This window comes from Mesorhizobium sp. NPDC059054, from assembly GCF_042739215.1.
GTDB lineage: Bacteria > Pseudomonadota > Alphaproteobacteria > Rhizobiales > Rhizobiaceae > Mesorhizobium.
Window position 1 is genome coordinate 1 of record NZ_JBHYHV010000002.1, and the last position, 14,435, is coordinate 14,435.

General features: G+C 59.7%; 13 protein-coding genes. 3 read left to right on the forward strand and 10 right to left on the reverse strand.

Annotated elements, in window-relative coordinates; all coding sequences use genetic code 11:
• From ACFWXH_RS07785 to ACFWXH_RS07820, 8 genes are all read right to left on the reverse strand, one after another.
• On the reverse strand, positions 1 to 452 hold a 452-nt coding region (locus ACFWXH_RS07785), incomplete at its 3' end, for a formate--tetrahydrofolate ligase (protein ID WP_379119026.1).
• A gap of 271 nt (positions 453 to 723) precedes the next feature.
• Entirely contained in the window at positions 724 to 1,845 is a 1,122-nt protein-coding gene (locus tag ACFWXH_RS07790; protein ID WP_054310604.1) for a DUF2333 family protein, read from the reverse strand.
• Between the two features lie 111 nt (positions 1,846 to 1,956).
• Positions 1,957 to 3,243 (reverse strand): DUF6638 family protein, encoded by a 1,287-nt coding sequence (locus ACFWXH_RS07795; protein ID WP_379119028.1) that lies wholly within the window; start codon positions 3,241 to 3,243, stop codon positions 1,957 to 1,959.
• Positions 3,243 to 5,153 (reverse strand): AAA family ATPase, encoded by a 1,911-nt coding sequence (locus tag ACFWXH_RS07800; RefSeq protein WP_379119030.1) that lies wholly within the window; start codon positions 5,151 to 5,153, stop codon positions 3,243 to 3,245. The genes ACFWXH_RS07795 and ACFWXH_RS07800 overlap by 1 nt, the downstream gene beginning before the upstream one ends.
• Positions 5,154 to 5,262: 109 nt before the next feature.
• Positions 5,263 to 6,408 (reverse strand): hypothetical protein, encoded by a 1,146-nt coding sequence (locus tag ACFWXH_RS07805; protein ID WP_379119032.1) that lies wholly within the window; start codon positions 6,406 to 6,408, stop codon positions 5,263 to 5,265.
• An 86-nt stretch (positions 6,409 to 6,494) separates the two neighbouring features.
• On the reverse strand, positions 6,495 to 7,583 hold the full coding sequence (locus ACFWXH_RS07810; protein WP_054310600.1) for a hypothetical protein: 1,089 nt from the start codon (positions 7,581 to 7,583) through the stop codon (positions 6,495 to 6,497).
• Between the two features lie 146 nt (positions 7,584 to 7,729).
• Positions 7,730 to 8,125, reverse strand: a complete 396-nt coding sequence (locus tag ACFWXH_RS07815) for a c-type cytochrome (RefSeq protein WP_379119034.1) — start codon at positions 8,123 to 8,125, stop codon at positions 7,730 to 7,732.
• A gap of 108 nt (positions 8,126 to 8,233) precedes the next feature.
• Positions 8,234 to 8,845, reverse strand: coding sequence for a thymidine kinase (locus tag ACFWXH_RS07820; RefSeq protein ID WP_379119036.1), 612 nt, complete (start codon positions 8,843 to 8,845; stop codon positions 8,234 to 8,236).
• A gap of 207 nt (positions 8,846 to 9,052) precedes the next feature.
• Between ACFWXH_RS07820 and choX the strand changes: the two genes are divergently transcribed.
• From choX to choV, 3 genes are all read left to right on the forward strand, one after another.
• Positions 9,053 to 9,988 carry a choline ABC transporter substrate-binding protein gene (choX, locus tag ACFWXH_RS07825; protein ID WP_054310597.1) on the forward strand — a complete coding sequence of 312 codons (936 nt, stop codon included), beginning with the start codon at positions 9,053 to 9,055 and terminating at the stop codon, positions 9,986 to 9,988.
• A gap of 122 nt (positions 9,989 to 10,110) precedes the next feature.
• Positions 10,111 to 10,965, forward strand: a complete 855-nt coding sequence (gene choW / locus ACFWXH_RS07830) for a choline ABC transporter permease subunit (RefSeq protein ID WP_379119038.1) — start codon at positions 10,111 to 10,113, stop codon at positions 10,963 to 10,965.
• Positions 10,962 to 12,143 carry a choline ABC transporter ATP-binding protein gene (choV, locus tag ACFWXH_RS07835; RefSeq protein ID WP_379119040.1) on the forward strand — a complete coding sequence of 394 codons (1,182 nt, stop codon included), beginning with the start codon at positions 10,962 to 10,964 and terminating at the stop codon, positions 12,141 to 12,143. The genes choW and choV overlap by 4 nt, the downstream gene beginning before the upstream one ends.
• 88 nt (positions 12,144 to 12,231) lie before the next feature.
• Here the strand turns inward: choV and ACFWXH_RS07840 are convergent, their stop codons facing one another.
• Complete coding sequence (locus ACFWXH_RS07840) at positions 12,232 to 13,635, reverse strand: ATP-binding protein (protein WP_379119042.1); 1,404 nt, start codon at positions 13,633 to 13,635, stop codon at positions 12,232 to 12,234.
• Positions 13,632 to 14,354, reverse strand: a complete 723-nt coding sequence (locus ACFWXH_RS07845; RefSeq protein WP_054310593.1) for a response regulator — start codon at positions 14,352 to 14,354, stop codon at positions 13,632 to 13,634. The genes ACFWXH_RS07840 and ACFWXH_RS07845 overlap by 4 nt, the downstream gene beginning before the upstream one ends.
• Between the last annotated feature and the right edge of the window lie 81 nt (positions 14,355 to 14,435).

Genomic DNA, 14,435 nt, shown 5'->3' on the forward strand with positions numbered 1-14,435 from the left:
ATGTGGTTGTCGATCAGGGCCGACAGAAGGTTGTGGGCGGTGGTGATGGCGTGGAAGTCGCCGGTGAAGTGCAGGTTCATGTCTTCCATCGGCACAACCTGGGCGTAACCGCCGCCTGCGGCACCACCCTTGACGCCGAAATTGGGCCCGAGCGATGCCTCGCGGATGCACACCACCGCCTTCTTGCCGATGCGGTTGAGGCCATCGCCGAGACCGACGGTGGTGGTGGTCTTGCCTTCGCCGGCCGGTGTCGGGTTGATGGCGGTGACCAGGATCAGCTTGCCGTCCTTGTTACCCTTCACCGACTTGATGAACTCGGCCGAGATCTTGGCCTTGTCATGGCCGTAGGGCAGCAGATGCTCGTTGGGAATGCCGATCTTTTCCCCGATCGCCTGGATCGGCTGCTTCTTCGCGCCACGCGCGATCTCAATGTCACTCTTGTACTCGGCCATGTAAGGTGATCTCCCAAATCGTCAGATGGCAGGCGCGGCATTCGCCGGCCGGTGTCGTGCGGCATAGAAGCCGAGTGTGGACTGGTTTCGCCGTCTCAAAACAGCCGCGCAATACGCGAAATGCGACAGGGTCGTCCGAAGCGAATAGCGAATGGTGAGTGGCGAATAGAGGAAGGCATTGTCGTTTCCGCAGGCCAGGTTGCGACATAACCACAACCGGCTAATTTCATTCGCTATTCGCTATTCGCTATTCGCTATTCGCTATTCGCTATTATTGCGCCAGCACGTTGCTGATCTCGACCAGGTTGGAGCGAACGCGCAGAACATAGAAGCCCATCGTGGTCAGATGCGTGGCGAAGATTCCGGTTTCATCGCTGTTGGCGACAAGCCAGGGCTGGATACGCAGCGCTGAGACGAACTGGGCATCCATCGTATCCCAAAGGCTCTTCAGATTCTTCTGCTTGAGCACGTCCTCGTAGTCGGCTTGCGCTCCCTTCATCAACCCATAGTAAGCGTAGAGCTGGCCATAGGCGAACCAGAAGCGATCGTCGGCGCGTGGGTCGAAGAAACCGTAGTTGTAGTTTTCGGCTCGGTCTTTCAGGATCGCCGATGTCGAACCGATGTCGGAGGCGATACGGTCGATATATTGCTTGAGGTTGTCGGCGCGAGCATCAAAGACCGCCTGGCAGTTGGCAAGCTTGGTATTGAATGCACGCAGCTTCTTGATGGCATCGCGGTAATAGCTCGGCGTCGGCGTCTTGGGGCCGAATGGGCTGAGCCCGAAGTACCAAGTGTATTCGTCGAATTGCAAATCGCCACGCGCGTCCTGCAGATCGCTGTCGATCTGCGAGGTTGTACGCACGCGACCCATATTGTCGGCGAGTTCGGTGGCCGTACGTCGTGCCGCCTGGTTGATGCCGCGCTGGAACGAGGCCTTGTTGTCCATGAACGGCGTCTTGTCCCAGTCGAGGCCGAAAAGGCCGACCTTGTAGAGGATCATCGACGAGATCCACGCGTTCTGGTTCACATTGAAGTCGGTCAGGTCGGCAGTAACGTCGGCGATGGCGGAACGACCGCACGATCTGGTCGTGTCGGTGCCGCCGCCAGCGGTCACCTGCTCGCCTGCAGAGACGTTACGGCTTTCGAACTTGTATTTGTCGACATAGTTCGGGTCGAAATTGTTCCACCACTGCGTGGCGTAGAAGAAGTTGCCATAGAGGGCGAGGAGGATGAGCAGGCCGACGCCCACTAGCGACTTCAGGATCCAGCCGCGCTGAAAATACCAGCGGCCGACCCACATGAAGGGCCACAGGACGATACCGATCAGCAGGCCGATACCACGGCCGATCCACTGGAATATCCGGGTGATGAAATTCACGATCGGATCAAGCATGCGGCGGCACCCCCAATAGCATAATCCCGAAAAGTTGAAGACTTTTCAGAAAAGATCATGCGGCAAAACAAAAAGTTAGATCAGGATGACAATTCAACCAAACATCCTGATCTAGTCGGTCAGGCCATAGAGGCGGTTCCTGAATGCCTCCTTGTCCCTGAGATATGTGGTTTTCAGGACGTCGACAACATGCGATCGCCAGGCCTCGCTGAAGCCTTCATAGTCCTTGTAGAAACCTTGCTTGTTGAAGACGTAACGGGAAACGAAGTCCGACGGCACGAAATCGGAGATCAGCCGATTGGTCAGCCAGGCATCGGGATGCTTTGGCCTTGCGCGCACCACCAGGAAACGCTGCCTGGGCTGCACATCCTCGATCTTCAACTGGCCGAGCTGGCCGACCTCGCGCTTGGCGGCATTCAGGAATGGAAAGTCGCCGTCACGATTGATCACGGAAGCATTGTTGTGGATCCAGGTCTGCAGCCAGACCTTGTCGACACCGGAGAGGTTACGATCCGGGTCGGACTGCCAGATCAGGTTGCGCACCACCATTTCGGCGCGGTGTTCGAGATAGCCTGAGCTTTCGATCCACGAGGCGCGCGGCAGTTCGATGCGGCCGCTGCTGGCCAGAAAGCGGAAGACGGCATCGGCATCCTTGATCGACAGGTAGCTGACCTGCCACGGCCGTGAACGCCGAAAACCCGGGGCTGCCGGATCGCCGATGACGGTGGTCACATCCGGGTCAACGAAAACGTACAGTCCGCCGAAATGGCTCGTCCAATAGGCGTTGTGGCGGAAAATGACCTGGTCGGGCACCAACGCATTTTCGCGGATGTCGCCGGTGACCTTGGCGAGTTCCACCATGCGCTCAAGCATCTTGTTGTCGCGCCAGGCGTCGGGCTCCTGCTTCAGCCGATCGACCAGCGTGCCGAGTTCCGATGCCTTGCCGAGGACGTCCTCGGCAGAGAGGACGCGGAATTCCACCTGGTTGATGGAGAGCAAATCCTCGATGTCACCGACCGTCGATACCGAATCCTCGATCTCGCCATAGATGACGTCCTTGATGGTCAGCGCGTCTATGGCGCGGCTGTTTTTCGACATGAACTCGAACATTAGCTGCGAAGTGTTCGAGAAAGCCGTGTGTACGACCGGCAGGTCGATCTGCGCAGGCGTCAGGATGATGAACCGACGGTTGATGCCGTTGGGATCGAGATAGTCGTAATCGCCGCATTCCTCTGCGATCTCTGGCGAGAAGCCTGTGCGGTCGACGTGAAAGCTTTTCCGCCTGGTCGGTTTGAACCCGAATGCCTTCAGCGCCTTGTTGTAGCGGTCGATGAGATGCGGCTCATCGATCGGCAGCAGGCGGCCGTAAATGAGCTCGTTGTCGCGCAGGAGATCCATTACGCGTTCCACAGCCCCTTCTTCTTCAATTCCTCCATCTCCCTGGCTGCGCGTTCGCGCAGGCGGGCGTCGCGCAGAAGCTTGTCGACCGCGGCATCATCGGACTTGTCTGCATAGCGGAATTCGGAATCGGCGTAGCGGTTGATCTCCTGCATGACTATGCCCATGTCGAACGGGCCGCGCAGTTCCTCGATCATCGCCTTCTTGTCATCGTAGCTCTTGTGCATGAAGGCTTCCGGCTTTTCGAACCATTCATCCGGCAGTTCGATATCCATCGCACGCATCTTGATGGCGTCGGTGACGTTCTTGATGGCGCGGCCGGTGAAGCGGGGCTCGGCTTCCTTGATCAGGTGCAGATAGGTGCCGACATCTTCCAGCGTTTTCGGTTGGCCGCTTTCCTGGATGAAGCGCTCATAGACCTTCATCAATCCCTCTTCATGCGGCTTGTCGTGACCTTCATAGGCCTCCATCACGGCGCGCTGGATTTCCTGAGCGGCATAGAGATCATGCTCGCCGAGCGGGATCTTGTGGTTCTTGCCGGCAAGCAGCACGAAGATGTCGATGTAGTCGTCGCGTGTCTGGGGGCCGTCGACCAGCCAACGAGCGCCGGCGCGCTGACGCAGCGCGTCGTCGACATTTTCGGGATAGTTGGAAAACATGCCGAAGGCACAGTTGCCGCGCACCACCGTGCCCGCGCCGGCGAACGCGTCCATCAAGACACCGGTGATCTCCTGCTGGCCGGCCGAGGCACGGTCGTCGGAACGCTTGGCCGCCACCTGATCGATGTCGTCGATGGTGCCGAAGCCGATCGCACGCGGATTGAGTACATTGTTGATGAATTGCCGGCAGTTCTGGCCGGACTTGCCTTGATAGGACGAGATCTGGTCGACGCCGAAATTCTCGTAGGCGAAAGGATAGCCGGCGACCTTGCAATAGTCGTTGACCAGGCCGGCGATCATCTGGATCAGCGTCGTCTTGCCGGTGCCAGGCGCGCCATCGCCGATGAAGGTGAACAGGAAACCGCCAAGTTCGACAAACGGGTTCAACTCCCGGTCGAAATCGTAGGCCATCAGCATCTTGGCCAGCTTCACCGACTGGTATTTGGCGATGTGATTGCCGACGACCTCGTCCGGCTTCTTGAAGGTCATCACCAGCGGCTTGGATTTCTTGCCGGGCGCCACATCGACGCCGTCGAGAGTGAAGTCGTCGGCGTCTATGCGGATATGTGCATTCTCGAAAGCGCCAAGACCGTCGAAGCGGCCCTTGCGCGTCAGCAGGCCGTCGATGGCAACGCGAGCGAAACTCTTCGCACGCGTCAGCAGATCGGCATCGTCCTTGGTGCCAGCGAGGGCCTTGTCGAGACCTGAAACGAGAGACTTCACCGCATCCTGCGGCGTGTCGAACAGGAAGTCAGGCTCGGCAATGTCATTCGGCGCTTCGCCGTCGCTGTCTATGAGCTGAGCCAGATAGGAGGCAAGCGTGAAGGCTGCGACATAGGCTGAAGCGGAAAGCAGTTTCTTGAATTGTGCGGCCTGGTCGCCCTCGAGTGGCGAGCGCGCGTTCTGTGCTTGCAGGCTTTCAAGGTCGGTCGACCGCGAGAATACATCCGACACGGCCAGCGCCACGGCAATGCCGCGCCGCGCGCGGTACAGCAGCGTGTGCTGCGGGATCGACATCAACTGGTCGTCCGGCCGTGTGGAGGCAACTGTCTTCTGCAGCTCGACCTCTCGCGTCTTGCGCAATGATCCGGTCGAAACGGTGGAGACGAAGCGTCGACCCGTACCGGCAAGCGCAGTGCCGGATTCGCCGGACGAATCCTCCAGCACGACAATGCGGGTGATGAAGCTCTGCGCGGTGGCGCGGTGCTTCTCGATGTCGGCTTCGGGAATGGTGGTCAGCCCGGTGTCCATTCTGTCCCTCGTTGCGCAGTCTCGGTCAGGCTCGTTGTTTTGTCGGATAATCCTGGTCCGAAAAGTCTGCAACTTTTTGCGTCGCTGACCTTCGGTTCGGGATCATGCGTCAGACGTCCGAAATCACCCGTCCGCCGGACAGGATGTGCACCTTGTAGCCGTTGAATATCTTCTGGGTTTCGCCGGCGGCGTAGAGCGCCTGATAGGCTTCGTGCGGCACGAGTGCGTGGTTCTCAAAACTGGAAACGCCCTGGCGCGTCGCCTCGAGATCGTCGGTGTTGATGAAGAATTCCTGCGTTGTCTTTTCGCTGGAGAAAAGGCCGCGCCGACCTGGCTTTTCGCCCTTCGAATAGACTTCCTGGATGGTCCAGGTGAGCAGCCAGGCGTTCTCCGGCTTGCGCACCTTGGCCAGCACCTCGGTCACCGTCGAATTGTTGTCGGTGATGCCTGCCGAATAGAAGGGACCGAGAACCACGCGCCGCAGTTGCTTGGGATGCAGTGGCTCGAAATCCTTGTCGAGGTTGACGGCAATGGTCAGAGGGGTCAGCGAATAGGATGAGTTCTTTTCGGTGAAATCGTCGAAGCGGCGGGCGAGATCAGGATTCAGCAGACCGTCCACCGGCAACGGGATATCGACGTCTTCGTTGAGGCGGCCGTCCTTGCCGACCAGTTGCCGCACGATGCTGTCGGAGGAATCCTCCACCGTCACCATGTAGACCAGCGGCAGGTTGGCGGGGCCGTCGAAGCTTGCCCAATGCACCAGATAGTAGGGCAAGCCGGACTTCGGATTGACGGAGACCTTGGCGGTCTGCGCCAGGGTGAATGGGCCGAAGGTCTCGCCACCCTTGATGTCTTCCAGATAGAGCCGTTCTGCCATCGACTTCTGCAATGTCGTGGGGAATTCCTTATGGCGCAGGATGAAGTCGGCCATTTCGGCACGCAATTCGCGTGCCGAAGGAATGGTGGCCAGCCGGCTGTCTGCCTGGCGGCGATCGTTCTCCAGCTCGAGCAGGTTCTGAAAGACCGGGTAGCCGCTTTCGGCACGGGAGATCTTGAATGTCTCCATGAACCCCAACCGGTTGCGCCAGCAGGTGAAGGATTTGTCGAGGCGGCTGATATATTCGGCCACGATCTTTGCGACGATGCCGTGCCGATAGAGCGGCGAGCGGTCGTCGCGCATGAAGATCTCGAGACCGGACAAGGCGGCCGTAATCGCCGAGAAGTAGCGCTCGGCCGCATCGGTTTCGATGGTCATGCTCCTGTTCCCTTCCATGTGAAGGGAAAAAACCAGCGGATGGGGTTACGAGAAGTCATCGATGGGTACGAACAGTCCTGCCGTGGTCAGGACTGCACATAGTTCGCTGAGTTGTGCTTCTTCATGACGTCGTCGAAACGGCGTGCGAACGCATCGTCGGCCAGCTTCTTGCGGCGCTGAATATCGGCAGTCGCCACCATGTTCTTCTCGTGCATTTCGAGCAGGTCGCCGATGTGTTTCTGAGCTGCGGCACCGATGCCGGCCATCGTTTCCTCGGCCGTGGTGTCCACCTGCGAGCCCAGCGTGTTGATCTTGTGCGCGACATCCTGCTGGGCAGCCGTCTTCAACGAATCCTCGAGCGCCTTGTAAAGCACGATGCGCTGCTCGGTATCGATGGTCAGCTTGTTGATCAGCGTCGACTGTGCGGCGATCTGGTTGTTCAGCGAATCCACGAAGGTCTGGAACATGGAAGTATAGCGTTCCAGTGTCTGGCTGGCCGCCAGCAGTTCCTGCTCCTTCGCCTGACGCTCGTTGTATTCGGTGGCGAGCTTGGTGCGCTCGCTTTCCAGCGCGGTGCGCTCTTTCTGGCTGGTCGAGGCGGCGATCTTGTTTTCGATGTCCAGCAGCAGCGGGTTTACTTCCTGAATGCGCTTCTGCACGGCTTCGAGCTCAGCCATGGTCGCCTTGCGGCGTTCGATCACCTGCGAAAGGCTGGCCTCGGAGGTCTTGTAGCGCTGATCAAGCACTTCCTTCTGCGCCTTCAGGATGCCGACGATCGTATCGGACTTGGCCAGAAGCTCCTGGAGGTTGCCGGCGAGCGACATGTTGCGGACACGGTCGGTGCGCATGCGCTGTTTCTTCTGGGCTGAGAAGATACCGACGAAGTTTTCCCAGCCGGTGTAGTTCTTCATGCTCTCGAATTCGGAGCCGAAGACATTGGTTGCGTCCTCAAGGCCGATGATGAGGTCGGCGATGTTGGCTTCCATCGTCTTCTGCTGCTTGAGAACATCCTGGATGCGGGCATTCTCGATGTCGAAATTGGCATCGCCGATCTTCTGATCGGCCTTGGCGAGCGTGTCGAGCATGGTGCCGGACTGCTCGATCTTCGAACGCATGTCTTCGACGACCTGCCTGGTCTTGGCGATTTCAGTGTCGAAGTTTTGCAATGTCGCCATCAGATCCCCCTAGCGGTGGCAAACTCAACTGCGCGTGGCAGCTAGCGGCGAATATATGTGGGGCGGTTGGCGATTGAAAGACGCATGCGTTGCTTTCGCCGCGGACATGATCAGCCGCGGCGATGCTTGCGACGATAGCGCCCGGATTACGGTTTCGGGTCAGCTTTCAGATAGGCGATGACATTGGCGATTTCGGCATCGTCCTTCAGGCCTGTATAGGCCATCTTGTTGCCGGGCACTTTCTGTTTCGGGCTGCGCAGATATTCGGCAATCGAGGTTTCATCCCAGACGAGGCCGGCGGCACCGGCATCCTTCATGGCTTGCGAGTACTTTGCAAGATAGCTCGGTGCGGTGCCGGCGGTGCGGCCGATGACACCAAGCAGATGCGGTCCGAGCTTATCCTTTTCCGATGTGGCGTCGTGGCAGGCCATACACTTGTTGAACACTTTCTTGCCGGCGACGGCGTCGCCGTCCGCGAGCGCGGGCAGGGCGATGAGCGTGGTGAGAATTGCAATGGCTGGGCCGAGTGCCTGGCGTTTCATGATCATTCCTCGGATCGATGGCGACGAGGTCAACGTATCAGCAGCGGCTGGCGAACGGCCATGGTACTCTTGGCCGCAGCGTGTAGCCCAATGTCGGCGAAGCCCGTCTCAAGGTCGCGTGAAACCGATGAAATCGTCCGGTTGGGCGCGGCCCATTTCCTCTTCCCAGTGACGGCGGCAGAGCGAAACATAGATGTCCTTGCCGATCGCCACCTGCTCGCCTTGCCTTGCGACCTTGCCGTCGGCGCCGAGACGCACAACCATCGTTGCCTTGCGACCACAGCGGCAAATGGTGCGCACTTCACGCAGGTCGTCGGCGATGGCCAGCAGGGCGCGCGAACCGGTGAAAAGATTGCCCTGGAAATCGGTGCGCAACCCGTAGCACATCACCGGAATGCCGAGCCGATCGGCAACGCGGGCGAGCTGCCACACCTGCTCCTCGTTCAGGAATTGCGCCTCGTCGACGAAGACGCAGTGTACCGTGGTGTGTTCGTGATGCTCCGCGATGCGGGCGTAGAGGTCGTCGCCGTCGCGAAACATCTCAGCCTCCGCTTCCAGGCCGATCCGCGAGGAGATGAAGCCCGTGTCGCCCTTGCGATAGTGGCCGGCCACGAACAGCATCGTGGTCATGCCGCTCTCGCGGTAGTTGTACGAAGCCTGCAAGAGCATCGTGGTCTTGCCGGCGTTCATGGTTGCGTAGTTGAAATAGAGCTTGGCCATGACCCTTTATGCAGAAGTTGCGGGCGGCGGGGAGGGGCGCTTTCCGGCCTTCCACCAAAAAAGCTTGGCCGTGTCGCTGATCGGCCAATACGCGCCGTCAATCGTATCTCCTGGTGCTTGAAACAACACAAGAATGGTGTTTGGCTGACATAACAAGGCCAGGCGCCGGATTCCGCTTCGCCAGACAAACACAATGGGAGAAAGTTCATGTCACGCATGAAGTCCATCATCGCAGGATTCAGCCTTGCGGCGTTCCTGTCCACCGGCGCGGCCTTCGCCGGCGACGCCGAAAGCTGCAAGAAGGTGCGTCTGTCGGATGTCGGCTGGACCGACATCCAGGCAACCACAGGTGTTGCCTCCGTGCTGCTCACCGCACTCGGCTACGAGCCGGAAGTCATCCAGCTTTCCGTGCCGGTCACCTACGCTTCGTTGAAAAACAAGGACCTCGACGTCTTCCTCGGCAACTGGATGCCGTCGATGACCAACGATATCAAGGATTACACCGCCGAAGGTTCGGTTGAGACCATTTCCGAGAACCTCTCGGGCGCCGGTTACGGCATCGTCGTACCGACCTATGTCGCCGACGGCGGCGTGAAAACGCTGACCGACCTCGGCAAGTTCAAGGATAAGTTCGAGGGCAAGATCTACGGCATCGAGGCCGGCAATGACGGTAACCGCATCATCCTCGACATGATCAAGAACCCCGCCACAAACCTGGAGGGTTTCGAGCTGGTCGAATCCTCGGAGGCCGGTATGCTGACCCAGGCCGAGCAGTCGATGAAGGACAACAAGTGGATCGCCTTCCTTGGCTGGACGCCACACCCGGTGATGGGTGCGATGAAGATCACCTATCTCGACGGCATGGGTGATTCCGGCTTCGGCGCCGCAACGGTCTCGACCAATGTGCGCAAAGGCTATCTGCAGGAATGCCCGAATGTCGGCACCTTCATCAAGAACCTGAAGTTCAATCTGGATATGGAAGGCCAGATGATGGACGTGATCCTGAAAGGTACCGATGCCAACACGGCTGCGACCGACTGGCTGAAGAAAAACCCGGCCGCCGCTGCCCCGTGGCTTGCCGGCGTGACCACTTTCGATGGTGGTGATGCTGCCGCTGCCGTGAAGAGCGCGATCGGCGGCTGACAGCAATCGCCCCAGCGGGCGACACGTCTAGGGCAGCCGCCCGTCGGGGGCTGCCCTTTTTCGTAGGCTGTGACAAGATAACGATGCTCCGTGGGTGGCGGACGCATGACGAGGGAGGGAAGATGGACCCCGTTTCGAATTTCCTGGTCGCCTGGAAAATACCGATCGGCGCATGGGGCAAAGCGTTCTTCACTTTCCTTACCGACAATTTCAACAGCATTTTCCGTGGCTTCTCGAGCGGATTGAACTCGCTGCTCGACGGTGTCGTCGATCTGCTTTTGATGATGCCGCCGGTGGTCGTCGTCCTGCTGATCGCTTTGCTTGCCTGGTGGCTGCAGCGCTCCAAAGTGCTGGCGATCGGTGTCCTGCTCGGCCTGCTCTTCATCATCAACCAGGGCCTGTGGAAACAGACCGTCCAGACGCTTGTGCTGGTCGTTGCAGCGACCATCGCTTCGATGGCGATCGGCGTGCCGCTCGGTATCTGGGCCGCTCACAAGCCCAAGGTCTACAAGTTCATGCTGCCAGTGCTGGACCTGATGCAGACGCTGCCGACCTTCGTGTATCTGATCCCGGTGCTCACGCTGTTCGGCCTCGGCAACGCGCCGGGTCTCATCGTCACCATCATCTTCGTGATCCCGACGGCCGTGCGCCTCACCCATCTCGGCGTCACCTCCGTACCGAAGGCGATCGTCGAAGCGGGCGAAGCCTTCGGCGCCACCAAACGTCAGCTGCTCTGGAAGGTCGAACTGCCGGCGGCGCTGCCGACCATCATGGCTGGGCTGACTCAGTGCATCATGCTGTCTTTGTCGATGGTTGTGTTTGCCGCGCTGATCGGGGCGGGCGGCCTCGGCACCGAAATCAACCGAGCGCTGGGCTCGCGCAGGATCGACCTCGGTCTTGAAGCAGGCCTTGCCATCGTGGTGCTGGCGATCGTGCTCGACCGCATGACGCGTATCGGCGTGGGAGGCAAGAAATGAGCATCGCCGTCGATTTCAAGAATGTCGATATCGTCTTCGGCCCGGACACGCGCGATGCGCTTGCGATGGTCGATAAGGGTGCGACGCGCGCCGAGATCCTGGAGCAGACCGGCAACGTGCTGGGCTGTGCCGGGGCCAATCTCACCGTCAACGAGGGGGAGATTTCCGTGCTGATGGGCCTGTCCGGTTCCGGCAAGTCGACGCTGTTGCGTGCCGTCAACCGGCTCAACATCGTCAGCCGCGGCCAGGTCATGGTGAAGAATGGCGACGGCATGGTCGATGTCGTCTCCTGCGACGACGCTACGTTGCGCCAGCTGCGCCAGCATCAGGTGGCGATGGTGTTCCAGCAGTTCGGCCTTCTGCCCTGGCGCACGGTGGAGGAAAATGTCGGTTTCGGCCTGGAACTTGCCGGTGTGCCTGAGGCCGAACGCAAGGCGCGCGTGGAAAAACAGCTCAAGCTCGTCAATCTGGATTCCTGGGCGAAAAAATACGCACATGAGCTGTCTGGCGGCATGCAGCAGCGCGTTGGCCTGGCACGTGCTTTCGCCACTGAAGCGCCGATCCTGTTGATGGACGAACCGTTCTCGGCCCTCGACCCACTGATCCGCACCAAGCTGCAGGATGAGCTGCTGCAACTGCAGAAGACGCTGAAGAAGACGATCATCTTCGTCAGCCACGATCTGGAAGAAGCACTGAAGATCGGCAGCACGATCACGATCATGGAAGGTGGGCGCATCGTGCAGTCCGGCTCGCCTGAGGACATCGTGCTGAAGCCGGCCGATGACTATGTGCGCGAATTCATCTCCAACGTGAATCCGCTGTCGGTGCTGACCGCGTGGAACGTCATGCGCGATCGTCGGGACCTGGAGACCAGTGAAGATGGTTGGATCTGGCTCGATCGGCGCAAGACGACCCGGTTCAAGATCGACAGCCATGGGCTGGTGGCCGCTGCGGAACGCGATGGCAAACCAGCGATATGGATTTCCTGCGCCGACATAGAGCGTCAGCCTGACGAAGCTGCGCAGGTGTTCTGGGCAACCCCAGGAACGTCTCTCAAGACCGTGATGCTCGCCATGCATCGTTCGCAGACCGCCCCGGTGGCACTGTTCGACGACCAGTCGCGGTTCGTTGGGGCCATCGGCATCCGCGACGTGTTGTCGGCGGTGCTGCACCGCTAGAGCAATTCCAGGAAAAGTATGTAGCGGTTTTCCGTCCGGAATTGCGTAAAAACTCTGTAGGCATTGGCCCGCAGATGCCGGGTGGATCTTATGTGACGAGCGGCAGGCGCAGTTCGGTTTGAAGCCCACCTTCAGGGTGGTTCGACAGGTAGATTTCACCACCTGCGGCGCGGGCGATGTTGCGGGCAATCGTCAACCCAAGGCCCAGGCCGCCGGTTTCGCGGTTGCGTGATTTCTCCAACCGGATGAACGGGCTGAATACCGCATCGAGCTTGGCTTGCGGTATTCCGGGGCCTTCATCGCGGATCACCAGGGCAACCTGGCTGTCGGAGTGGTAAAGACTGAGATGTGCTTTTTGGCCGTAGGTCACTGCATTCTGGACGAGATTGGTAATGCAGCGCCTGAGCGCGACTGGCCTCGCCTTGCAGATCAATTCGCGCGAAGGCAGCCCGCTGTCATCCAGCGTGACGTCCGGAAAATCGTCGGCAACCGACTCCACCAGCGATACGAAATCGATGCGTTCGCTCTTTTCGTCCGCGACCTCGAACGTCGCGAAATCAATGACGGAACGGGCGATGTCCTCGATGTCGCCGAGGTCCTTGGCAAGATCTTCGCGCAGCTTCGATTTGCGCAGGAGGGCGAGCCTCAGCCGCATGCGGGTGAGCGGCGTGCGCAGATCATGCGCGAGTGCGGCCGCCAACTGTTCGCGATCTTCGACATAGTCGCGCAGCCGCGATTGCATGACGTTGATGGCCCGCGCTGCGGTTCTGATCTCGCGGCTGCCTGCTTCGGAGATCGGAGAGCTTTTCAGGTCCTTGCTTATGCGCCTCACCGCCGTTTCCATGATCCTGTAGGGCGCGGTGAGGCGACGGATTGACCAGACCGACATCACCACGACCAGCCCGGCCATGACAGCATAGAGCGGCAGGCTTTCAGGATTGAGCACGGGCCCCGGCGGGATGATCGGCTCGGTGAAATTCAGCCACTGCCCATCGGAAAACCGGATCGAGGCGGTCAGCTTGTCGCTGTGCGAAAAACCGGCGGAGAGCGCCAACAGATCCTTTTCCACTTCACCGATATCGGTGCCCGGCTTGCGCGGAGGTTTTTCGGATTCGGTGGCAGCGTCGCGCCGCACTCTTGCTTCCGTGACACCGAACCGTGACAGGCGGCTGACCAGGATATCTTCCAATTCCGCCAACTGGTCGTCCTGGGCGATGGAGGAGGCGACAACCGGCGTATCTGAAACGGTCAGGGCATAGCTGGTGCTTGCGACACCCGAGGCCATGCGTTTGCGATCCACAGGTGTTGCCGAATAAAGCAGCTGCACGACGGCGAAGGCACGATCGTTCAGCCGATAATAGTCGACGATGTCGGAAGCTGCCGCCCGGTCGCGCGCAACGATATAGAGGGTCGCCACCTGGCTGACGAGCAGGCTGGCGATCACCACCAACAGGACCCAGGCAGGCAGGGTCTGGGGCAGGAACCGCCTCATTCGGTGGCGGTCTCGGGGATGAACTGATAGCCGCCGCTCCGCACCGTCTGGATCAGCTTCGGCGTTTTCGGATCGTCTTCCATCTTGCGCCGTAACCGGCTGACCAGGATGTCGACGCTGCGATCATAGGCGATCGCGCCGTCGCCGCCGGAAAGCTCGATGAGCTGATCGCGGGTCAACACGCGCTGTGCGCTCTTCACGAAAGTATGCAGCAGGTTGAATTCGGCGGCAGTCAATTCCACCCGCACATCACCGGGCGCAACCAGGCTGCGGCGCGAGCAATCCATGGTCCAACCGGCAAAATGATAAATCTGTCGGGGCGGCAGGCGCTTTGCTTCGACGGCTCCGGTGTTGCGCCTCAGCACGGCTCGGATGCGAGCCAGCAACTCGCGTGGGTCGAAAGGCTTAGGCAGATAGTCGTCCGCTCCCATCTCGAGGCCGACGACACGGTCCGTCGTCTCATTGACCGCTGTCAGCATGATGATGGGGATATCCTGGTTGGCGCTTCTCAGTTCGCGGCAGAGTTCCAGGCCGCTCTTGCCCGGCAGCATCACGTCGAGAACGACGAGATCGAAATGGCCGCGCCGCATGATGGTTTCCATCTCGATACCGTCGCGAGCCACGGAGGTCCGCAGGCCGCGTTTTTCGAAGAATTCCTGCAGCAGATCACGGATGCCTTTGTCGTCGTCGACGATGAGAATATGCGGATCGGTTTTCACTCAGTACCTGTCTTCTGACCTGTCTTCCGGCCGGCCGCTAGGGTCGCGATTTACGCCTTATAGGATAGGGCCGCCGGGGTG